This window comes from Bradyrhizobium sp. Leo78 (genome assembly GCF_059512425.1).
The window spans coordinates 261,686-282,494 of the sequence record NZ_JCAMOT010000002.1 but is presented as its reverse complement, the minus strand read 5'-3'; the positions used below and the strand labels follow the sequence as shown (position 1 = coordinate 282,494).

The following is a 20,809-nucleotide window of genomic DNA, read 5'->3' as shown; positions in this document are numbered from 1 at the left end:
TTGCGAATCATGGTCAAAGCATCGCTAAACAGAGCGCTACCGAGCGCAGCTGCCGACAAGAGGGCGGCCCTCGCCCTCGCCCCCGTTTCACGTGAAACGGAAGCCCGGCTCGACCGCTACGTCGCGCTTCTCCTGGAGTGGCAGGCCAAGACCAATCTCGTTGCGCCGTCGACGCTTCCCGAACTCTGGACCCGCCACATCGCTGATTCGCTGCAACTGCTCGACCTTGCTCCAACTGCCAAGGCCTGGATCGACCTCGGCAGCGGCGGCGGCTTTCCCGGTGTCGTGCTCGCCTGCGTACTCGCCGACACGCCTGGCACTAGCGTCCACCTGGTCGAGCGCAACGCCAAGAAAGCGGCCTTTCTCCGCGAAGCACTGCGGGTGACAGCGGCGCCGGGGACGGTGCATCTGGCTGACATCGGGGATATTGTGGAAAGAATCAGCGGCCCGATCGATTGCGTGACCGCGCGGGCGCTGGCTCCGCTACATCAGCTCATCGGCTTCGCGGAACCGTTGGTGCGAAAGGGTGCAAAAGCGCTGTTTCTCAAAGGCCAAGATGTAGACGCCGAATTGACCGAAGCCACTAAATATTGGAAAATTGAGCCGCAGCTTCATCCGAGTCGCACCGGCGGAGACGGCTGGATTGTCGAGCTTAGCTCCATCGGGCGCCGTTGAGCTTTACGCAGGGGACTATCAGGGCAACGCTATGACCGTAATTGATGAGATTTATCAAGAGGATAGGGCGCCACAACCGGCTGGCCATCCACGCATCTTGTCGCTTGCCAACCAAAAAGGGGGCGTCGGCAAGACAACCACAGCGATCAATCTCGGGACGGCACTCGCAGCCATCGGCGAGCGGGTTCTGGTCGTTGATCTCGATCCGCAGGGCAACGCATCGACCGGGCTCGGCATCGACCGGCGCAATCGGGGCTGCTCGACCTATGACGTTCTGATCGGCGAGGCGCCGCTGCGCGAGGCGGTCGTGGCGACCGCGGTGCCACGGCTTCACATCGCGCCCTCGACCATGGATCTCTCCGGCCTCGAGCTTGAACTCGGCACGACGCCGGGCCGCGCGTTCCGCCTGCGCGACGCGATCGCCGGGCTCAACAACAACACCTCGCCGGATGCCGATTACACTTATGTGCTGATCGACTGTCCGCCGTCGCTCAACCTGCTGACCGTGAACGCGATGGCGGCGTCGGACGCGATCCTGGTGCCGCTGCAGTGCGAGTTCTTCGCGCTCGAAGGTCTGTCGCAGCTCTTGCAGACGGTCGAGCAGGTGCGCTCGACGCTCAACCCGAACCTGTCGATCCACGGCATCGTGCTGACGATGTTCGACTCCCGCAACAATCTGTCGAACCAGGTCGTCGCCGACGTCCGGCAGTTCATGGGCAGCAAGGTCTACAACACCATGATCCCGCGCAACGTGCGCATCTCCGAGGCGCCGTCCTACGGCAAGCCGGTGCTGGTCTACGACCTCAAATGCGTCGGCAGCGAAGCCTATCTGAAGCTCGCCACCGAAGTGATCCAGCGCGAACGCGAGTTGCGCACGAATTAAGGACCATTCGTAGGATGGGTAGCGCGCCGCGAAACCCATCATCTTTCCATGCGAGGAGCGCGATGGGTTTCGCGGCGCTCTACCCATCCTACGATCCGACCGATCTGAAATTCGAATTCCGGAGTTTGCTACGTGAATCCAAGGGAGCTGGCGACAATGGCCGACGAAGCGCGTTCGCGACTGGGCCGTGGGCTTGCAAGTCTGATCGGGGACGTCGGCGGCGAGGCCGCGCATGTCGAGCGGCCGCGCACGCAGCGCAAGGTGCCGATCGAATTCCTCAAGGCCAATCCACGCAATCCGCGCCGCAGCTTCGCCGATGCCGAGCTTCGTGAGCTCGCCGATTCGATCAAGCAGCGCGGCGTGATCCAGCCGATCGTGGTGCGGCCGGTCAAGGGCGCGCAGGACCGCTACGAAATCATCGCCGGCGAGCGGCGCTGGCGCGCCTCCCAGCTCGCCGGCCTGCACGAGGTGCCGATCGTCCCGATCGAGGTCAACGATAGTGACGCGCTCGAGATGATGATCATCGAGAACGTGCAGCGCGAAGACCTCAACCCGATGGAAGAGGCGCAGGGCTATCATGCGCTCGCCAACGAGTTCAAGCGCAGTCAGGAAGATATCGCGCGGGATGTCGGCAAGAGCCGCAGCCATGTCGCCAACATGATGCGGCTGACGAAGCTGCCCGCCGAGGTGCAGGCCTTCATCGCCAGCGGCGAATTGTCCGCAGGCCATGCGCGCGCGCTGATCGGCGTGCCCGATCCGCTCGCAGGCGCCAAGCGCATCGTCGCCGAAGGTCTCAACGTGCGCCAGGCCGAAGCGCTGGCGCATGACGAGGGCGTGCCGGTGCGCAAGCCGCAGAAGGCGCGCGGCGGCGCCGCCGGCAAGGAGAAGGACCCGGACACGCTCGCGCTAGAGAAGCGCGTCTCCGATGCGCTGGGCCTGACCGTCAGTGTCAACCACCGCGATCCGGGCGGCTCCGTCCAGATCAGCTACCGCAGTCTCGAGCAGCTCGACGAGGTGATGCGGCGGCTCGAGGGCGGTTAGTCTCGTCATTGCGAGGAGCGATAGCGACGAAGCAATCCATCTCTCCGCATGGGGAAATATGGATTGCTTCGCTTCGCTCGCAATGACGCCTTGGGGTGCATCGCGTCTCATCCCCGCCGTCGCGCATTCGCGGCGATCGAGAGCAAGGTGCGTTGCGCGATCACTGCGGCGAGCGAATTCTGCTTGCGCATATCGAGCGCCGCGGTGCCGAGCTGCTCGATGATGCCGACCAGCCGCTGCGGGCTGAAATTGCGGAGTGCGATTTCGACCGCACCTTTCCGCGAGAAATGCAATCGCGGGTATCCGCCCTCCAGCACCGACGCGGCCGGCGCACCATCGGCGATTGCCAGCGCCGATTTGTGCAGCCAGGCCGCCTGGCGCTGCGCGGCAGCGATGATGACGCCGGGATAGGTACCGGCGACCATCGCTTTCGCAAACTCCGTCTCGACCGCGGCGGCATTGCCGGCGAAGGCACTGTCCACGATCGGGTCGAGCTTCAGCTCGGACGCGTCGGACACCACGGTCATCACGTCCTCAAGCGTGACCTCGCCTTTGCCGTGGGCGTAGAGCGTGAGCTTGCGCACTTCGTTGCGCGAAGCCTGGCGGTCGCCGCCGAGCAATGACATCAGCACGGCACGGGCATCTTGCGCGATGCGCAGGCCGGATGCCTTGAGTTCGTCGTCGATCAGCTTGGCGAGATCGCGCTCAGTGTCGGGATAGCAGCCGATCGCCACTGCATTCTTGGCGCGCTCGCATATCTTGCGCAGCGGCGAATCCGGCCTGATGTCGCCGGCCTCGATCACGATGCGGCAGTCCTTCACCGGCGAATCCGTCAGCGTCTCGACGCCGCTGGCAAAATTGCGCGAGCCGGCGCGAACGCGGATCGCGCGCCGTCCGCCGAACAGCGGCACCGTCATCGCTTCATCCACCAAACGCGAAGGCTCGGCGGCGAGGTCGTCGCCGTCGAGGCGGACCAGAGAGAACGGATCGTTGGGGTCGTCGACCGCGGATGCCATCAGCGCATCGGCGCGCTCGCGCACGAGGCCGGCATCGGGGCCGTAGAGCAGGATGATCGGACGGCCGGGATCGGGCCGGGCGAGGAAGGCGTCGATCTCTTTTCCGCGGAGCGCGACCATTTTATTTGAGTGTCATTCCGGGGCGTGCAGAGCACGAACCCGGAATCTCCATCCATCATCTCTGGATTCCGGGTTCATGCTTCGCATGCCCCGGAATGACGGTGTTTCAGGTCCCGGCGGTGAAGAAGGACGCCAGCCGGGTATTGATGTTGTCCGCGATCTCCTGCGCGGCGCGATCTTCGGCGTCGCGCAACGCGCGCGTGCGGGTGAAGCGCTGGTAGGAGCCCGGCATGTCGTAGGACACCCGCGAGAAGGTGGAGCCCGTCATCACCGACTTGTTGGAGGCGATCTCGACCAGGTTGTATTGCGCGTCGATGCCAAAATTCTCGCCGGTCGGCAGCGCCGTGTTCGGATCGATCATCAGCGAGGAGCGGCTGGTCGTGAAGCGGATCACCAACCGATGGGTCGGCGGCATGCCGGTGGCGTTGCCATAGAGTTTGAACGCCAGCGCATTGCGGACTTCCACGCCGATGCGGGCCTCGCGGGACGCGTTCGGCTTGTCGTTGATTGGCGGGAGCTCGACGCCCATCAGTTTCTCGCGCAACGCCGGCGTGCCGTCGGTATGCTCGGCATACATCGGCTGGAAACAACCTGCCGTCACCGCAGCCAAAGCGGCCACCGCGACGAGCCGGAGAGCGATCCGGATCCTAGCCGACGACATTCACGATCCTCATGGGCACCACGATCACCTTGCGGACGGGCTTGCCGTCCAAGGCGGCTTTTACCGCATCAAGCGCCAGAACGGCAGCCTCGATCTCAGCATTTTCCGCCGCCCGTGGCACGGTAACATCACCCCGCTTCTTGCCGTTGACCTGGACCACCAGGGTCACGCTGTCTTCAACCAGCAAATCGCGTTCGATTTGCGGCCAGGAAGCCTCCGAAATCAGCCCCTCCTGGCCCAGAACCTGCCAGCATTCCTCGGCGAGGTGCGGCATCATGGGCGCGAACAGTTGAACAAGGATGACCGCGGCCTCCCGGACCGCCCAGGCGACGTCGGGGGCAGGCTTGCCGCCCTTGGCCAGGGTCTCGGCGAGCGCATTGGCGAATTCCCGGATATGGGCGAGGCAGACATTGAAATGCAGCCGCTCGATCCCGGAGGACACCTTGTCCAGCGCGCCATGGGCCGCCTTGCGCAAGGCGAGCGCCTCGGGGGTGAATGACGCCGGCCGGGCCGCCGGCACACCCTTCGCGATCTCGGCGGATTCATTCACCAGCCGCCACAGCCGCTGCACGAAGCGCGCCGCGCCCTGCACCCGTTCGTCGCTCCAGATCACATCGCGATCCGGCGGGGAGTCCGACAGCATGAACCAGCGCGCGACGTCGGCGCCATAGGTCGCAATAATGTCGTCGGGGTCGACCGTGTTCTTCTTCGACTTCGACATCTTCTCGATCGGGCCGATCGTGATCGCCTCACCGGTGTCGATCGTCGTCGCGTGCCGCTCGCTGCCGACGACCTCGATCTTCACGTCCGCCGGCATCACGTAGGTACCGTCGGCCTTCTGGTAGGTCTCGTGCACCACCATCCCTTGCGTGAACATGCCGGCGAACGGCTCATCCATCGCGATGTGGCCCGTCGCCTTCATCGCGCGGGTGAAAAAGCGGCTGTAGAGCAGATGCAGGATCGCGTGCTCGACGCCGCCGATATACTGATCGACCGGCATCATCCGGTTGGCGACTTCAGGGGTGGTCGGCGATGTCTCGTTCCAGGGATCGGTGAAGCGCGCGAAGTACCAGGACGAATCCACGAAGGTGTCCATGGTGTCGGTCTCGCGCTGTGCCGGCCCGCCGCATTGCGGGCAGGTGACGTGCTTCCAGCTCGGGTGGTGGTCGAGCGCATTGCCCGGCTTGTCGAAGGTCGCGTCCTCCGGCAGCGTTACCGGCAGCGCGCTGTCGGGCACGAGCACGACGTCGCATTTCGGGCAATGGATGATCGGGATCGGGCAGCCCCAATAGCGCTGGCGCGAAATGCCCCAGTCGCGCAGGCGGAAGTTCACCTGGCGCTCGCCGACGGGCGCGTTGCCGCGAATCTCGCTCTCCAGCCGCTTCGCGACTTCTTCCTTCGCCTGCTCGATGGTCATGCCGTCCAGGAAGCGCGAATTGATCATGCGGCCGTCACCGTCATAGGCGGTGTCGGTGATCACGAACGTCTTCGGATCCTGCCCCTCCGGACAGACAACAGGCGTATTGCCGAGGTCGTATTTGTTGACGAAGTCGAGGTCGCGCTGGTCGTGCGCCGGGCAGCCGAAGATGGCGCCGGTGCCGTATTCCATCAGCACGAAGTTCGCGACATAGACCGGCAATTTCCAGTTCGGATCGAACGGATGGATCGCCTTGATGCCGGTGTCAAAACCCTGCTTCTCGGCGGTGTCGATGACTTCCTGCGCGGTGCCGATCCGTTTGACCTCCGTGATGAACTCGGCAAGCTTCGGATTCTTCGCGGCCGCCGCCTGCGCCAGCGGATGGTCCGCCGAGATCGCCATGAACTTGGCGCCGAACAACGTGTCGGGCCGCGTCGTGAAAATCTTCAATTCGCGCTCGCCGTCCGGCGTGGTTGTGGGATCCAGCGCGAAGCGGATCAAGAGTCCCTCGGAGCGGCCGATCCAATTGCGCTGCATCAGCCGCACCTTGTCGGGCCAGCGATCCAGCCCGTCGAGCGCGTCCAACAGCTCCTGCGAGTACTTCGTGATCTTGAAGACCCACTGGTTCATCTCGCGCTGCTCGACGACAGCGCCCGAGCGCCAGCCGCGGCCGTCGATCACCTGCTCGTTCGCGAGCACGGTCATGTCGACCGGGTCCCAGTTGACCTTGCGCTTCTCGCGCTCGACCAGGCCGGCGCGCAGGAAGTCCAGGAACATCTTCTGCTGATGCCTGTAGTAGCTGGGGTCACAGGTCGCGAACTCGCGTGACCAGTCCAGCGACAGCCCGATCGAGCGAAGCTGCTTCTTCATCGCCGCGATGTTGTCGTAGGTCCACGCCTTCGGCGCCACCTTGCGCTCGATCGCGGCGTTCTCCGCCGGCAGGCCGAACGCGTCCCAGCCCATCGGGTGCAGCACGTTGAGCCCCTTGGCGCGCATGTAGCGGGCCAGCACGTCGCCGAGCGTGTAGTTCCGGACATGGCCGATATGAATGCGCCCGGAAGGGTACGGGAACATCTCGAGCACATAGTATTTCGGCCGCGGATCGTCGTTTTTCGACGCAAAGATCGCCTTCTCGTCCCACTGGCGCTGCCAGCGCGGCTCGGTTTCACGGGCGTTGTAACGTTCGGAGGTCATGGAGCAGGGCTCTTGAGGGGCTTTTCGGCCGTTTAGAAGACGGCGGACTAGGCCATAGAATTGGCTGCGGGGTCAACGGGTTGGGGTTTTTGGCCGATCCCCGCTAGGTAGGATGGGTAGAGGGAAAGCGAAACCCATCGCGATGGAGCAAGCGCCGCAAATGATGGGTTTCGCTCCGCTCTACCCATCCTACGATTCCGATTCAATTTTCGAACAGCGGAGCGGATGTGAGTTCGCGTTCTCGCGGCGCGTTGCGTCCGAGCTTTGCGTCTCGTTTCACCCTCCTCGATAAGCAGAGGGCGCAGGGAAAGCCGGGTGCTGGTTGCACCCGTGGGTCCCGTGCAACAAAAAGCACGGGGGTAGGACCACAGGTTCAACCGAAGCATTCCGGCTTTCCCTGCGCGATGGTGTTACGGTTTCCTTCGTGCTCTCCTCGGTGACCGGGCTTTCTTGCCACCGTCACCTCTCGCGCGAAGTTGTTCGCGCAAGAGATTTAGCGCCAGCGTCGGGGCGCCAGGACCACACGACTTCGCCGTCCGCTGATGTCGCGTTCGTCTGTCGCAACACCTGCGTCCACCGCATCTCACCGCAACGTTCGTGACGATCGCGACCCGCCCCTCATCTGGGTGAGACGCGCGGAGTCATAGTGCTGATTTGCCCGACGGCGGAAGCGGAATGTTTTTTGTGCGAGGGCTGGACGGGACAAATCAGGTTGGAATTGCTTGCGAATTTTTCTCCGCCGTCATTCCGGGGCGTTCGAAGGACGAGCCCGGAATCCATCCAGCCAGGAAGGATGCGGCGAAATGGATTCCGGGCTCGCGCCAAGAGGCGCGCCCCGGAATGACAGAGGATGTGGTGATGTCGTCGCGCCCGAATGACAGCAGCGAAGTTAGCTCGCCATCGCCATCGCTGCCGCGCCTTCCGAGCCTCGCACCAGGCCGTGCTCGACGACGGTGTTGCGGCCGAGATGTTTGGCGGCGTAGAGGGCGGCATCGGCGGCTTCGATCAGGTCACCGGGGAGGAGCGCCGGGCCTGGCTTGGTGCAGGCGACGCCGACGCTGGCGGTGACGATCTGGTAGCTGGAGGTTGCGTGCGGTAGGTGGAGATCCTGCACCGTGGCGCGCACGATCTCGCCGATCTCTTTTGCGCGTGCGGCACCGGTGTTCGGCAACAGCAGGCAGAATTCCTCGCCGCCATAGCGGCAGGCGAAGCCCAACGTATTGGCGGCGATGCCGGAGAGCGTCTCGCCGAGCCTGGTCAGGCAGGCATCGCCTTCGGGATGGCCGTAGGTGTCGTTGTAGAGCTTGAAATGATCGACGTCGATCATCAGGAGCGACAGCTCGCAATCATATTGCTGCGCCTTCATCCACTCGAAATCGAGCCGGCTCTGGAAGCCCCGGCGATTGGCGAGCCCCGAGAGCATGTCGATCGAGGCCATCACCGTCAGGCGGTCGTTGGTCGCGACGAGGTCGCGTTCGCGCTGGCTGAGCTGCGCGGCCATCGCGTTGAAGGCGCGGGCCAGCGGTACGAACTCCGCCGGTAGCTTGTTCTTGGCGACGCGGGCCGACCAGTCGCCCTCGCCGAAGCGCCTGGCCGTGCGGGTCATCACGTCGATCGGCTGGATGATCAATTTCTCTGCGCCGACCAGCGCGCCGAACAGCACAACCAGGCAGACGAAGCCGAGCTGCAGATAGGCGGTGCGGATATCGCGATCGATCGCCGCCGTCACCTTGGCTTCGTCGATGCTGACGATCAGCCGCGAGCGTGTGCCGGGAATGCGGGCAAAGCTGATCGTGCGGTTCGTGCCATCCGCCGCGGTAAAGGACATCGAGCCGGAGGACTCACCATAACTAAGCGCCTTGTCCGCGACCGCGGACATCAGCGGCACGGTGTCCAGCAAGCGGCCGATCATGCTTGCCTGATCCAGCGGTGCCGCGAGAACCGTGCCAGTGCTGTCGACCAAGACGGAGGAAACACCGGCACGTCCGCCGTAATTGCTCATGATCTTGGACATCCAGTCCAGATTGATCGCGGCCAGAACCACCGAGTCGGTTTCACTGTTGACGGCCGCCACCGGGTAAGCGGCCATCACGACCGGTGTATTGGTGGGGCGGCTCACGATCAAATCGCTCAAGACAAATTCCCGGCGCCCCCTCGCTTCGGTCACATAGGGCCGGTCACTGAGATCGATGCCGACATAGGCGTTGTCGGTCGAGCACTGGATCCGGTTGTCGCTACCGAGAAACATCAGGCTGCGGATCCATGGCATGTTGGCGGGCACGCTGGCGCGCAGGATCTCGCAGCTCTTGCCGATGCCGCCGGCGGATGCGCGGATATAGGCCGCGGATTTGAGCACGGTCTCGACCGAGGAGATGACCTCGCGCTGGGCGTCGGCGCTGTGTGCGGCGAGCGCGGCGAATTCCTCGGCGGCGTGTGCGATCTGCTTGGCCCGCGAACCCTCCAGGGTGCGGACGCGGTCCAGCATCATGGGCGCCACCAGCAACAGCGCAAGCAGCGCCAGCCGCCCGCGGATACCCAGAAGAGTCTTGAGTTTGGCGCGGTGGCGGTTGAAATTAATTTTAGACATTAATGTCCCCTAGCCCCACTGGTGAAAGTAGAACGAAGGGTTCAAGAAGGCTTTCCCGGATTTGATAAAATTCGAGGGAACTCCCGCCAGCCGCGTTGGTAGATGACATGACACCGGAAAACACAGCGGCGCTAACCGCGCATTCACCAAACGGTCTCGCAGAAGTCGAGGAGGAAATCGCGCGCGCCTGCAAGGATGCGCGTCGCGATCGTGGCTCGGTGACGTTGATCGCGGTGTCGAAAACATTCAATGCGGATGCGATTTCGCCCGTCATCGCGGCCGGACAGCGCGTTTTCGGCGAGAATCGCGTGCAGGAAGCCAAGACGAAGTGGCCTGCCTTGATGCAGGCCCATCCCGACATCGTGCTGCATCTGATCGGACCGTTGCAATCCAACAAGGCGAAGGAGGCGGTGGCGCTGTTCGATGCCATCCATTCGGTGGACCGCCCCAGCATTTGCGAAGCGTTAGCCAAGGAAATCAAAAACCAGAACCGGCAGCCGCAATTGTTCATCCAGATCAATACCGGCGAGGAGCCGCAGAAGGCCGGCATTTCCCCGTCCGAGGCCGATGCCTTCATCGCGCGCTGCCGCGAGCATTACGGGCTTTCGATCTCGGGCCTGATGTGCATCCCGCCGGTCAACGACCCCCCTGCCCCGCACTTCGCGCTGACGGCCAAGATCGCCGCGCGCAACGGCCTGACGAATCTCTCGATGGGCATGAGCGCCGATTTCCCCACAGCGATCCAGATCGGCGCGACCCATGTGCGCGTGGGATCCGCGATTTTTGGGACGCGGTAGCTGCGCGGTTGCGTTGCGTTCGCGCGCAATAATGCGAAGAGGGCCGTGAGCTCCAATCTATCTCCTCACCCTGAGAAGGCCGCGAAGCGGCCGTCTCGAAGTGCGAGGCCGCCGGCGGGGCCTCATGGTTCTCCGAGCGATGCGTAGCATCGTCCGGGAGACGCGCTGCGCGCTCCTCACCATGAGGGTCTAAGAGCGGGCCGCGGGTCACAGATCTACCTGCCCTCTAACCAATCACTATCCGCGTCTGCGGGCTCATTCGCCGTAATAGCCGCAGCATCGAGGATTTGGTCATCGAGACGCAGCCGGCGGTCGGCGCGAAATTTGGACGGGCCAGATGCAGGAACACCGCGCTGCCGCGGCCGGCGATGCGCGGGGTGGTGTTGTGGTCGATCTCGATGATGAAGTCGTAGAGACGATCCTCGCGCGTCAGCCGGTCGCCGTTCTGCTCGCGGGTCAGCCGCACCGGCCGGTTGTAATGGCGGTCCCGCGGGTCCTCACACCAGGCGTCCTCGGGCCGAATGGGACGGGTGGGCAGGAAGCTCGCCGGTCGCGGGGAGCGGTCCGCCCGCCACCATAATTGTCGGGGGCGGAAGACACCCCTAGGGGTGCCGCCGTCGCCCTCGCGCTTATTGGCGAGGATGCCGCCCCGGCCAAGTGCAACCGGTACCGACCAACCGTCGGCGGTCAGCCACCCCCGGCACGGGTTACCGGCGGCGGGTTGGACGCGGACCAGGGACAACGGCCGATCACGCGCGGTTGTCTCATAAGTGATTGAAAAACTGGAACTTCTCATGTGAATCAAAAAGCCCGCGCCTTGCCTGCCCGGCCCCGATTGTTCTATCTGGCGGGATTACAGCACATTCATCCAATCGGCTGCTGATTTGGGATAGACTGTGATCGGCTTGTGAATCGGTAATGAACGACTACCTACACAGCGAGTCTCGCCATCAAGTCTCGGCCAAAGCGCTGTCCGCTTGTGTCCGCTGCTGCCTGCCTCCAAGAGGATCGTTCCTATGGCCAATGCCCGCAAGATTTTGATCGTGGATGACGACACCGACCTGCGTGACACGCTGGTCGAGCAACTTTCCCTTCACGAGGAATTCGAAGCCTCCGCAGTCGATACCGGCGCCAAGGGCGCCAGCGCCGCCAAGACCAACTCTCCCGATCTCGTCCTGATGGATGTGGGCCTTCCCGATACCGATGGCCGCGAGGTGGTGCGGTCCTTGCGCAAAGGCGGCTTCAAGGCGCCGATCATCATGCTGACCGGCCATGACACCGATTCGGACACCATCCTCGGCCTCGAATCCGGCGCCAATGATTATGTGGCAAAGCCCTTCCGCTTCGCGGTGCTGCTGGCCCGGATCCGTGCGCAGCTCCGCCAGCACGAGGCGAGCGAAGACGCGGTGTTCTCCGTCGGTCCCTACAGCTTTCGGCCCGGCTCGAAGATGCTGACCGCCGCCAATGCGCGGAAAGTGCGGCTGACCGAGAAGGAGACCGCGATCCTGCGCTTCCTCTACCGCGCCGGCCAGATGCCGGTGTCGCGCGAGACGCTGCTGCAGGAGGTCTGGGGCTACAATTCGGGCGTCACCACCCATACGCTGGAAACGCATATTTACCGGCTCCGGCAGAAGATCGAGAAAGATGCCGCCAATCCCGAGATCCTGGTGACGGAAGCCGGTGGCTACAAACTGGTGCCGTGATACGATTCGCGACCGAATCGTATCCCCGGTCACCGGCCTGAATGTCGATCGAAGATGACGTAGCGCTGCTCGAACGCGTCTCCACCTTGCGCCTGCTGGGGGATACTGCTTTGCGCATGCTTGCGATCGGCTCCGAACAGCGAAATTTCGAACCCGGCGACGTTATTTTCCATGCCGGCGACCAGGCGGATGCGGGTTATGTCGTGCAGCGCGGCGCTTTCCGCGTGGAAGATGGCGGTGCCGAGATCATCGCAGGCCCCGGCGCGCTGATCGGCGAGCTCGCGCTGATCGTGCCGATGAAGCGGCCGTCGACCGCGACCGCGCTGGAGCGCGCCACCTGTGTTCGAATTTCGCGCAGCCTGTTTCAACGCGTGCTGGAAAGCGATCCCGCCGCGGCGCGAAGGCTGCGCAACGAATTCGCCACCCGCACCAGCCAGCTTGCCAGCGATATCGTGGTGGCGGGCGGGAAGTTGAGTTCGTAGCTCCCTGTCGTCCTCGCGAAAGCGAGGACCCATAACCACAGGCAGCCGTTGTGGCGGAAGCAAGTGGTTGCGGCGGAGCACACCACAAAAGCCTGTGGTTATGGGTCCCGGGTCAAGCCCGGGACGACGGTCAGCTACACCTCCAACGTCACCGTCACCGGCACGTGGTCCGACGGACGCTCCCAGCCGCGCGCGTCGCGGGTGATCCTGAAATCCGTGACGCTGTCCTTCAGCGCGCGCGAGACCCAGATGTGGTCGAGCCGGCGGCCGCGGTCGCCGACGGTCCAGTCGGCGGCGCGATAGCTCCACCAGGTGTAGACTTTCTCCGACAGTGGAATGCGCTCGCGTGCGACGTCGAACCATTCGCCATGCACCTGCGCTGCGAGCAGCTTCTCGGTTTCGATCGGGGTGTGCGAGACGACCTTCAGGAGCTGCTTGTGCGACCACACGTCGTTTTCGTGCGGGGCCACGTTGAGATCGCCGACCAGGACGTGACGGTCGTCGCCGCGCGGGTGCAGGGGCTCGCAGGCTTTCATCTCGTCGAGGAATTGCAGCTTGTGCTCGAATTTCGGATTGAGCGCGGGATCGGGGATGTCGCCGCCGGCCGGCACATAGAAATTATGCAGCACCAGCGGCTTTGACAATTGTGCCTTGTCGCCGAACTCGACCGAGATGTGGCGGGAATCGATCTTGTCGCAGAAGGTGCGGATGTCGGTCTTCTCGAATGGCACTTTCGAGATGATGGCGACGCCATGATAGCCCTTCTGCCCGTTCAGCGCGACATGCTCATAGCCAAGCCGCTTGAACCGCTTCAACGGAAAGGCGTCGTCGATGCATTTGGTCTCTTGCAGGCAGAGCACGTCCGGCCGCGCCTGCTTGATGAACTTGGCGACGAGGTCGATGCGCAGACGCACCGAATTGATGTTCCAGGTTGTGAGGGAGAGACGCATGGGAACTGCGTCTTAGCATGGATTGCGGCGGTGGATAGGATTGTCCACAGGGGACGCGTAGGGTGGGCAAAGCGAAGCGTGCCCACCATTTACGTCGGAGTGTTGATGGTGGGCACGCTGCGCTTTGCCCACCCTACAATTCCTGCGAACTCGCTAGCCCGGCGGGGTCGCGTAGTTGGTAAAATCGATCTTGAACAGGCCCGGATCGATCTTCCTGGTGGAATCGAGATTGTAGACGGCGACGGTGGTGTCGTAGCCCTGCGGATCGGTGATGGTCCATTGCTTGAGCTGGCCGTCCTTGGCGCCGACCATCAGCATCAACCGGCTGGTGCCGATCAGCGCCTGCTTCTCCTCAATGATGATCGAGACGAAGACATCGTCGGCGGTGACGCTGACGACGTTGGTGTCCTTCATCAGGTCGATGCGGTCGGATAACAGATAGCGCAGCGGCGTCTGCGACAGCGGATAGATATCCTGCGTGGCGAGCTTGCGGTCGCGCACCGCGACCGAGGAGCCGTCGGCGACGATGTCGATCGGGCTTGGCGGCTCATATTCGAAGCGCACCTTGCCGGGCTTCTGGATATAGAAATCGCCCTTGGTCTTGGAGCCGTCGGGGCCGACCTGCACGAAACTGCCGGCGAGCGATTGCAGCGAGGAGAGATAGCTGCTGATCCTCGCGGCCTGCGCCTTCTGGTTGGCATCGAACGTCGTGAAGATGCTGGCGGGAACATTGCGGCGCGGATCGGGGATGACAGGGGTCGGCGGCGTCTGTGTCGAGCCTGTCGTCGCGGGGCCTCTCTGCTCCTGCGCGCTCAGCTGCGTGCCATCGCGGCCCTTCGGCGCGGGCTTCGGCACCGGCACGTTCTGCGCCGATGAGGGCGCGGCGCCGGCGATCGACGTGGCGATCAGGATCGCCAATCCGGAATGGATGGCGCGATGGACGTGCTGTTTGGCCATTCGGTATTTCGGATTCTGATGCAACGCGTGTTCCGACTTTAGGGGCATGATCTTTTCGGAAAACCGGTGCCCACTTTTCCGGATCATGCCTGAGTTTACCGTGGGTAATGCCGCGGGGATATCGCTTTTCCGTGAAATTCTCGGGGCAGGATCACATGCTGCCTTCTTCTTCGATCAGGACCTCGCGCTTGCCGGCATGATTGGCCTGGCCGACAACGCCCTCGAGTTCCATCCGCTCCATCAATGAGGCGGCGCGGTTGTAGCCGATCTGCAGCCGCCGTTGAATATAGGATGTCGAGGCCTTGCGGTCGCGTTTCACGATCGCCACCGCCTGCGCATAGAGGTCGCCGCCGCCGCCGTCCCCGCCCATGCCGGTGGAGTCGAATACCGCGCCGTCCTCGTCGGTCGGCTCTTCGGCGGTAACGGCTTCCAGATACTCCGGCGCGCCCTGCGTCTTCAGGTGGCGCACCACCTTCTCGACTTCGTCGTCGGAGGCAAACGGGCCGTGCACGCGGCTGATGCGGCCGCCGCCGGCCATGTAGAGCATATCGCCCTGCCCCAGCAGTTGCTCGGCGCCCATCTCGCCCAGGATCGTGCGGCTGTCGATCTTCGAGGTGACCTGGAAGGCGATGCGGGTCGGGAAGTTGGCCTTGATGGTGCCGGTAATGACGTCGACCGAAGGACGCTGCGTGGCAAGGATCACATGCAGGCCGGCGGCGCGCGCCATCTGCGCAAGGCGCTGCACCGCGCCTTCGATGTCCTTGCCGGCGACCATCATCAGGTCGGCCATCTCGTCGACGATGATGACGATGTAGGGCAACGGATCGAGGTCGAGCTTCTCCTCCTCGTAGATCGCCTTGCCGGTCTCCTTGTCGAAACCGGTGTGCACGGTGCGCGTCAGCTCTTCGCCCTTGCCCTTTGCCTCGACCAGGCGCGCATTGTAGCCGTCGATGTTGCGCACACCGAGCTTGGCCATCTTCTTGTAGCGCTCTTCCATCTCGCGCACGGCCCATTTCAGCGCGACCACCGCTTTCTTGGGATCGGTGACGACCGGCGTCAAAAGATGCGGGATGCCGTCATAGACGGAGAGTTCAAGCATCTTGGGATCGACCATGATCAGGCGGCACTGGTCGGGGCGCAGCCGATACACCAGGCTCAGGATCATGGTGTTGATCGCGACCGATTTGCCGGAGCCGGTGGTGCCGGCGATCAGCATATGCGGCGTGCGCGCGAGATCGATGATGACGGGTTCGCCGCCGATGCTCTTGCCGAGGCAGAGCGGCAGCTTTGCCACCGAGTCGATAGCTTCCTTCGCGACCAGGAGTTCGCGCAGGTAAACCTTTTCGCGATGCAGGTTCGGCAATTCGATGCCGATGGCGTTGCGGCCGGCGACGACGGCGACGCGAGCCGACAGCGCGCTCATCGAGCGGGCGATGTCGTCGGCGAGGCCGATCACACGCGACGACTTGATGCCGGGCGCGGGCTCGAGTTCGTACAGCGTCACGACCGGACCCGGATTGGCTTTGACGATCTCGCCGCGCACGCCGAAATCCTGCAGCACGCCTTCGAGCGCGCGCGAATTGGCTTCGAGCTCGGCCTTGCTCTGCGGCTGGCGGTCGGCGGCTTTCGGCGCTGACAGCACCGAGACCGAGGGCAGCTCGAACTTGTCGGACGATTTCTTCTTCGCGCGCGGCTCGGCCTTCTTGCGCGGGGCGCGGGCGACGGGCGCTTCCTCGGCTTCTTCCTCCTCGTCTTGTTCCTCTTCCTCTTCGATCTCCTCGTCGAATTCCTCGCTCGCCTCCGGCACCACGGACGGCGCGGCGCGGCCGCCGAGACTGGGCTCCTGCCGCTCGAACGCGGCTGCGCTGCGTTGTGGCGCGCTCGAGACCAGCGACCGATAGGCGGTGCCGAAGAGCCAGCCGAGCCGCGCCTTCGCGCTCATGACAGCGTGGAACAGCCAGCCGAGCGAGATCGAACTGCGGTCTTCCCCATCGTCTTCTTCGACGAACGGCTCGTCACGATCCTCGATCGCCGTCAACTCTTCTTCGCTCTCCCTTGCGCCCCAGCCGCTCGCGAACAGGAAGCTCGCGGTCATCGCGACGAACAGGATGGTGCCGAGCACCAGGCGATAGATCATGCCGGCCGGGCCGAACACCACCGCCGGTGCGCGCACCAGCGCATCGCCAACCACGCCGCCGAGCCCGGTCGGCAATGGCCAGGCGCCATTATGCGGGAAGCAGCTCGCAAAGCCCGCGGCGATCACGGTGGTGAGGATCCAGCATGCCAGCCGCAGCGCCTCGCGGTCGAAGGCGCGATGCGTCAGCATGCGCCAGCCCCACACCGCGATGGGGAGGATGAGCATGATGGCGCCGAGGCCCAGGATCTGCATCAACAGATCGGCGCCGATCGCGCCGGGATAGCCGAGGATGTTGCGGATCGGGCGCGAGGTGGCGTGGCTGAGACTCGGGTCCTGCACCGACCACGTCATCAGCGCCGCGGCGGCGACGCCGGCAAGCGTGATCAGGCACAGCCCGCCGAATTCTCGCACCCGCCGCTCCAAGGCTTCGCGGATCGGGACCGGCAGATGGCCGACCAGGGGAATGACACGTTCGATCGCTGGCATACGCTTCCAAAGCCTTGCGATTAACTTAAGGTTTCGACCAGGCGGTGCAGCGCCTCGGCCGTTGATTCACTGTCGGAGACCAGCGCGAGCCGGATATAGCCCGCGCCCGGATTGGAGCCGTCGGCCTGCGGCCGCGCCAAATAGCTGCCCGGGATCACGCGCACGCCGGCATCGCGATAGAGTTTCACCGTCGCCGCCTCATCGCCGCCGCGCTCGGAGACGTCGAGCCAGACGCAGAAGCCGCCGGCCGGACGCTGATAGCCATAGCGGCTGCCGAGGATCTGGTCGGCGAGATCGAACTTGATCCGGTAGAGCCTGCGGTTCTCCTCGACATGCGCCTCGTCGCTATAGGCGGCGACCGCGACATGCTGCAGCGGCACCGGCACTTGCGGCGCCGCCACGTTGCGTAGCTCGTGGAAGGCGGCGAGGAACTTCTTGTCGCCGGCGGCAAAGCCGACGCGCATGCCCGGCAGGTTCGAACGCTTCGAGAGCGACTGGAACACGACCACATTGGTGAAGTCGGGGCCGGCATGTTCCAGCGCGCTGCCGGGAGCTTCCCGGGTGTAGATCTCCGAATAGCATTCGTCGCTCAAAATGATGAACTCGAAACGAGCGGCGAGCGCCTTCAGCCGCGCGAAATAATCGCTCGAGGCGACCGAGCCTTGCGGGTTTGCGGGCGAAGCGATGTAGAACGCCACCGTGCGCGCCAGCAGCGCGTCATCCAGCGCGTCGAGATCGGGCAGGAATCCGTTGGCCGGCGTGGTCGGCAGATAGACCTGCTCGCAGCCGGACGCGCGCGCGCCGGCGCCATAGGCCGGATAGAACGGGTTCGGCATCAGGATTGCCGGCGTCCCCGCGCGCGCGCCGACATAGCGGGCGGCGGTGATGGCGGCGAAGAACAGGCCCTCGCGGCTGCCGTTCAGCACCAGCACTTCGCTCTCGGGATCGACCGGCCGCGGCAGGTGGAACCGGGTCGACAGCCAGTTCGCCGCCGCGCGGCGGAACGGCTCGATACCCTTGGCGAGCGGATAGCGCCCGAACTCGGCGGTATGCTTGGCCAGCACCGGCCCGACAAAGGCGGGAACCGGGTGCTGCGGCTCGCCCAACGACAGCGTAATCAATGGCTTGCCGGGTTGGTACGGTGCCAGCAGCTCGGCCGTGCGCGCAAAGGGGGAACGTTCGGCCTGACCGGCCGGCATTACACTGCCGGCGTCTTGCGCCACGCCGGAGGGAGCGGTCATTGCCATGTCTAAACGCCAGCACTTTCAATGCGGTCGAGGGGAATCCAGCTCGACCGTAAATTGATCAAGTCACCATAGATACGGCGAGGTTAAGACGCGATTAACCATCGGTGTCGCTGGACAATTTGCGTGGTATTACCATATTTTCTTCGAGTATTACCGGGCAATTGGAGATCAGCGATGACAACGACTGTCACCCGCAAGGGCCAGGTGACAATCCCAAAGCCGCTTCGCGATTACCTGGGTATTGGTCCGGGCAGCGAGGTCAATATTCGCCGTAGCGACGACGGCAGCGTTCTGATCGAGAGAGCTGATGGACCGCGGCCGGCCAGCCGATTTGCCAAGGCGCGTGGCTCCGCGGGGCGGGGCATGACGACTGACGAACTGATGGCCCTTCTGCGTGATGAGCCGGAATGACCCTCGTCGATTCGAATGTCCTTCTCGACCTCGCGACCGACGACGAGAAATGGGCCGACTGGTCGCAGGCGCAGCTCGAACGGGCGGCATCGGCTGGGCCATTGTTCATCAACAATGTCATCTACGCAGAAGTCTCGATACGCTACGACAAGGTCGAAACCGTCGACGCCACACTCTGCGACTTGAAAATCGAGCTGGCAGAGATCCCGCGCGCCGCGCTCTTTCTTGCCGGCAAGGCCTATCTCCAATATCGCGCCGCCGGTGGCAGCCGCACAGGGGTACCATCTGATTTGTTCATCGGAGCCCATGCTGCGGTGGAGCAGCTGCCACTCTTGACCCGCGACGTGCGGCGCTATCGCACCTATTTTCCAACTGTCGCGCTGATTGCGCCGGAAGGCGAACGGTAGCACCTCGAGCAGCCCTGCCGCGTCGGCAGCCGTTAGAAGGCCGGCATGCCCTCTCCTTCTTCGGGCCGCGGTCAAAAAGAAAGGGGCTCCAACTTGCGCTGGAGCCCCTCAACGGTCAGGGCATTGCCGGGTATGTGCCCGAACCGTAGTTCTGGGTGTGATCCCGGGAGAGATCACACCCCGGGAGAACTCACATGTTGTAAGCGCGCTCGGTGTGCTCGGTGATGTCGAGGCCTTCGCGCTCGGTCTCGACGTTGGCGCGCAGGCCGACGATCACGTCGACGACCTTGTAGAGGATGGCCGAGCCGATGCCGGACCACACCAGCGTGGTGCAGACGCCCCAGAGCTGGGAGGTCATCTGGGCGACGAAGTCGTAGTCGCCGATCTTGCCGGCGACATAGTCCATCACGCCGGTGCCGCCGAGCGCCGGGTTCACCAGGATGCCGGTGCCGATCGCGCCGACGATGCCGCCGACGCAGTGGACGCCGAACACGTCGAGCGAGTCGTCGTAGCCGAGCGCATTCTTCACCACGGTGCAGAAGAACAGGCAGACCACGCCGACCACGAGGCCGAGCACGATCGCGCCCATCGGGCCGGCGAAGCCGGCGGCCGGGGTGACCGCCACGAGGCCTGCGACCGCGCCCGAGATGGCGCCGAGCACCGACGGATGGCCCTTGATGATCCATTCCGCGAACATCCAGGACAACGCCGCCGCCGCGGTCGCGACGAAGGAGTTGGTCATCGCGAGCGCGGCGCCACCAGAAGCCTCGAGGTTCGAACCGGCGTTGAAGCCGAACCAGCCGACCCAGAGCAGCGAGGCGCCGATCATGGACATCGTGAGCGAGTGCGGAGCCATCAGCTCCTTGCCGTAGCCCGTGCGCTTGCCGATCAGGATCGCGCCGACCAGGCCGGCGATGCCGGCGTTGATATGCACGACGGTGCCGCCCGCGAAGTCGATCGCGCCCTTCTTGAAGATCCAGCCGGCGTCAGCATTGATCTCGTCGAGCTTGGTCTGCGCCGCGGTCTTGGCCGCGCCGTCAGCCGCAGCCGCCAGCGCCTTCGCCGCATCCGTGATCGCGTCCGGACCAGCCCAGTACCAGACCATGTGGGCGATCGGGAAGTAGATCAGCGTCACCCAGAGTGGGATGAACAGCGCGAGCGCGGAGAACTTCATGCGCTCGGCGAAAGCGCCGACGATCAGCGCCGGCGTGATCGCCGCGAACGTCATCTGGAAGCAGACATAGACGAGTTCGGAGATATTGGCGTCGACGCTGAAGGTGGCTGCCTTCGAGTCCGGCGTCACGCCCGCCAGGAAGGCCTTGGAAAAGCCGCCGATGAAGTCCGAGCCGCCGGTGAAGGCGAGGCTGTAGCCGTAGAGCGCCCAGAGCACGGTGACGATGCACACCGTGTAGAACACCTGCATCAGCACCGAGAGCATGTTCTTGGAGCGGACGAGGCCGCCATAGAACAGCGCGAGCCCCGGGATCGTCATCAACAGCACCAGCACCGTCGATGTCATCATCCAGGCGTTGTCGCCCTTGTTGACGGTCGGTTCGGCATAGGCGGCGGTCGCAGCGAACAAGCCGAATGCGAGTGCCGCCAATCCCGCGCCATGGGGACGTTTGAACGTCATGTTAT

At 64.0% G+C, this 20,809-nt stretch carries 18 protein-coding genes; 8 read left to right on the top strand and 10 right to left on the bottom strand.

Annotated features, from left to right (window positions below):
• The first annotated feature begins 9 nt into the window (after positions 1–9).
• The 3 genes from rsmG to AC5ZG1_RS03760 all read left to right on the top strand — a co-directional run bounded on the left by rsmG (position 10) and on the right by AC5ZG1_RS03760 (position 2,599).
• Positions 10–675, top strand: a complete 666-nt coding sequence (gene rsmG / locus AC5ZG1_RS03770; protein WP_496132012.1) for a 16S rRNA (guanine(527)-N(7))-methyltransferase RsmG — start codon at positions 10–12, stop codon at positions 673–675.
• A gap of 31 nt (positions 676–706) precedes the next feature.
• Positions 707–1,558, top strand: coding sequence for a ParA family protein (locus tag AC5ZG1_RS03765; RefSeq protein WP_130225500.1), 852 nt, complete (start codon positions 707–709; stop codon positions 1,556–1,558).
• 156 nt (positions 1,559–1,714) lie between these two features.
• On the top strand, positions 1,715–2,599 hold the full coding sequence (locus AC5ZG1_RS03760; RefSeq protein ID WP_496132011.1) for a ParB/RepB/Spo0J family partition protein: 885 nt from the start codon (positions 1,715–1,717) through the stop codon (positions 2,597–2,599).
• Between the two features lie 107 nt (positions 2,600–2,706).
• Here AC5ZG1_RS03760 and holA read toward each other — a convergent pair whose 3' ends face one another.
• The 4 genes from holA to AC5ZG1_RS03740 form a co-directional block, all read right to left on the bottom strand.
• Positions 2,707–3,735 carry a DNA polymerase III subunit delta gene (gene holA, locus AC5ZG1_RS03755; RefSeq protein WP_456646324.1) on the bottom strand — a complete coding sequence of 343 codons (1,029 nt, stop codon included), beginning with the start codon at positions 3,733–3,735 and terminating at the stop codon, positions 2,707–2,709.
• Positions 3,736–3,841: 106 nt separating this feature from the next.
• Positions 3,842–4,396, bottom strand: a complete 555-nt coding sequence (gene lptE / locus AC5ZG1_RS03750; RefSeq protein ID WP_028164764.1) for an LPS assembly lipoprotein LptE — start codon at positions 4,394–4,396, stop codon at positions 3,842–3,844.
• A complete protein-coding gene (gene leuS / locus AC5ZG1_RS03745; protein ID WP_496132010.1) occupies positions 4,383–7,007 on the bottom strand; it encodes a leucine--tRNA ligase in 2,625 nt (874 codons plus the stop codon). The genes lptE and leuS overlap by 14 nt, the downstream gene beginning before the upstream one ends.
• An 889-nt stretch (positions 7,008–7,896) precedes the next feature.
• Positions 7,897–9,594 (bottom strand): diguanylate cyclase domain-containing protein, encoded by a 1,698-nt coding sequence (locus AC5ZG1_RS03740; protein ID WP_496132009.1) that lies wholly within the window; start codon positions 9,592–9,594, stop codon positions 7,897–7,899.
• Positions 9,595–9,701: 107 nt separating this feature from the next.
• Between AC5ZG1_RS03740 and AC5ZG1_RS03735 the strand changes: the two genes are divergently transcribed.
• Positions 9,702–10,391 (top strand): YggS family pyridoxal phosphate-dependent enzyme, encoded by a 690-nt coding sequence (locus AC5ZG1_RS03735; protein ID WP_496132008.1) that lies wholly within the window; start codon positions 9,702–9,704, stop codon positions 10,389–10,391.
• Positions 10,392–10,617: 226 nt separating this feature from the next.
• On the opposite strand, the gene AC5ZG1_RS03730 is transcribed toward AC5ZG1_RS03735, so the two are convergent.
• The gene (locus AC5ZG1_RS03730) at positions 10,618–11,187 is read right to left on the bottom strand and encodes a L,D-transpeptidase family protein (RefSeq protein WP_456644682.1); all 570 of its coding nucleotides are present in this window, start codon (positions 11,185–11,187) and stop codon (positions 10,618–10,620) included.
• Positions 11,188–11,407: 220 nt separating this feature from the next.
• Here AC5ZG1_RS03730 and AC5ZG1_RS03725 point away from each other — a divergent pair, with 220 nt between their 5' ends.
• Positions 11,408–12,094 carry a response regulator transcription factor gene (locus AC5ZG1_RS03725; RefSeq protein ID WP_027582830.1) on the top strand — a complete coding sequence of 229 codons (687 nt, stop codon included), beginning with the start codon at positions 11,408–11,410 and terminating at the stop codon, positions 12,092–12,094.
• 41 nt (positions 12,095–12,135) lie between these two features.
• Complete coding sequence (locus AC5ZG1_RS03720) at positions 12,136–12,576, top strand: cyclic nucleotide-binding domain-containing protein (protein ID WP_496132007.1); 441 nt, start codon at positions 12,136–12,138, stop codon at positions 12,574–12,576.
• A gap of 134 nt (positions 12,577–12,710) precedes the next feature.
• Here the strand turns inward: AC5ZG1_RS03720 and AC5ZG1_RS03715 are convergent, their stop codons facing one another.
• From AC5ZG1_RS03715 to AC5ZG1_RS03700, 4 genes are all read right to left on the bottom strand, one after another.
• The gene (locus tag AC5ZG1_RS03715; RefSeq protein WP_028164758.1) at positions 12,711–13,526 is read right to left on the bottom strand and encodes an exodeoxyribonuclease III; all 816 of its coding nucleotides are present in this window, start codon (positions 13,524–13,526) and stop codon (positions 12,711–12,713) included.
• A gap of 153 nt (positions 13,527–13,679) precedes the next feature.
• Positions 13,680–14,483, bottom strand: coding sequence for an outer membrane lipoprotein carrier protein LolA (locus AC5ZG1_RS03710; RefSeq protein ID WP_456644683.1), 804 nt, complete (start codon positions 14,481–14,483; stop codon positions 13,680–13,682).
• A 151-nt stretch (positions 14,484–14,634) separates the two neighbouring features.
• Positions 14,635–17,106 (bottom strand): DNA translocase FtsK, encoded by a 2,472-nt coding sequence (locus AC5ZG1_RS03705; protein WP_496132006.1) that lies wholly within the window; start codon positions 17,104–17,106, stop codon positions 14,635–14,637.
• Between the two features lie 20 nt (positions 17,107–17,126).
• Positions 17,127–18,353, bottom strand: coding sequence for an aminotransferase class I/II-fold pyridoxal phosphate-dependent enzyme (locus AC5ZG1_RS03700; protein WP_496132005.1), 1,227 nt, complete (start codon positions 18,351–18,353; stop codon positions 17,127–17,129).
• A gap of 174 nt (positions 18,354–18,527) precedes the next feature.
• On the opposite strand from AC5ZG1_RS03700, the gene AC5ZG1_RS03695 reads away from it, so the two are divergent.
• Positions 18,528–18,764: an AbrB/MazE/SpoVT family DNA-binding domain-containing protein gene (locus AC5ZG1_RS03695; RefSeq protein WP_130226310.1), complete on the top strand. Its 237-nt coding sequence runs from the start codon at positions 18,528–18,530 to the stop codon at positions 18,762–18,764.
• Positions 18,761–19,171, top strand: coding sequence for a type II toxin-antitoxin system VapC family toxin (locus tag AC5ZG1_RS03690; RefSeq protein WP_496132004.1), 411 nt, complete (start codon positions 18,761–18,763; stop codon positions 19,169–19,171). The genes AC5ZG1_RS03695 and AC5ZG1_RS03690 overlap by 4 nt, the downstream gene beginning before the upstream one ends.
• 190 nt (positions 19,172–19,361) lie before the next feature.
• Here the strand turns inward: AC5ZG1_RS03690 and AC5ZG1_RS03685 are convergent, their stop codons facing one another.
• Positions 19,362–20,804 carry an ammonium transporter gene (locus tag AC5ZG1_RS03685; protein WP_496132003.1) on the bottom strand — a complete coding sequence of 481 codons (1,443 nt, stop codon included), beginning with the start codon at positions 20,802–20,804 and terminating at the stop codon, positions 19,362–19,364.
• Positions 20,805–20,809: the final 5 nt, after the last annotated feature.

Bases quoted from the DNA above. Each gene is read 5' to 3' on its own strand.
- AC5ZG1_RS03735 (WP_496132008.1), top strand. From the start codon at position 9,702: ATGACACCGGAAAACACAGCGGCGCTAACCGCGCATTCACCAAACGGT.
- leuS (WP_496132010.1), bottom strand. From the start codon at position 7,007: ATGACCTCCGAACGTTACAACGCCCGTGAAACCGAGCCGCGCTGGCAG.
- AC5ZG1_RS03685 (WP_496132003.1), bottom strand. From the start codon at position 20,804: ATGACGTTCAAACGTCCCCATGGCGCGGGATTGGCGGCACTCGCATTC.
- rsmG (WP_496132012.1), top strand. From the start codon at position 10: ATGGTCAAAGCATCGCTAAACAGAGCGCTACCGAGCGCAGCTGCCGAC.
- AC5ZG1_RS03695 (WP_130226310.1), top strand. From the start codon at position 18,528: ATGACAACGACTGTCACCCGCAAGGGCCAGGTGACAATCCCAAAGCCG.
- AC5ZG1_RS03720 (WP_496132007.1), top strand. From the start codon at position 12,136: ATGTCGATCGAAGATGACGTAGCGCTGCTCGAACGCGTCTCCACCTTG.
- lptE (WP_028164764.1), bottom strand. From the start codon at position 4,396: ATGTCGTCGGCTAGGATCCGGATCGCTCTCCGGCTCGTCGCGGTGGCC.
- AC5ZG1_RS03690 (WP_496132004.1), top strand. From the start codon at position 18,761: ATGACCCTCGTCGATTCGAATGTCCTTCTCGACCTCGCGACCGACGAC.
- AC5ZG1_RS03730 (WP_456644682.1), bottom strand. From the start codon at position 11,187: ATGAGAAGTTCCAGTTTTTCAATCACTTATGAGACAACCGCGCGTGAT.
- AC5ZG1_RS03740 (WP_496132009.1), bottom strand. From the start codon at position 9,594: ATGTCTAAAATTAATTTCAACCGCCACCGCGCCAAACTCAAGACTCTT.
- AC5ZG1_RS03700 (WP_496132005.1), bottom strand. From the start codon at position 18,353: ATGGCAATGACCGCTCCCTCCGGCGTGGCGCAAGACGCCGGCAGTGTA.
- AC5ZG1_RS03715 (WP_028164758.1), bottom strand. From the start codon at position 13,526: ATGCGTCTCTCCCTCACAACCTGGAACATCAATTCGGTGCGTCTGCGC.
- AC5ZG1_RS03765 (WP_130225500.1), top strand. From the start codon at position 707: ATGACCGTAATTGATGAGATTTATCAAGAGGATAGGGCGCCACAACCG.
- holA (WP_456646324.1), bottom strand. From the start codon at position 3,735: ATGGTCGCGCTCCGCGGAAAAGAGATCGACGCCTTCCTCGCCCGGCCC.
- AC5ZG1_RS03760 (WP_496132011.1), top strand. From the start codon at position 1,715: ATGGCCGACGAAGCGCGTTCGCGACTGGGCCGTGGGCTTGCAAGTCTG.
- AC5ZG1_RS03725 (WP_027582830.1), top strand. From the start codon at position 11,408: ATGGCCAATGCCCGCAAGATTTTGATCGTGGATGACGACACCGACCTG.
- AC5ZG1_RS03710 (WP_456644683.1), bottom strand. From the start codon at position 14,483: ATGGCCAAACAGCACGTCCATCGCGCCATCCATTCCGGATTGGCGATC.
- AC5ZG1_RS03705 (WP_496132006.1), bottom strand. From the start codon at position 17,106: ATGCCAGCGATCGAACGTGTCATTCCCCTGGTCGGCCATCTGCCGGTC.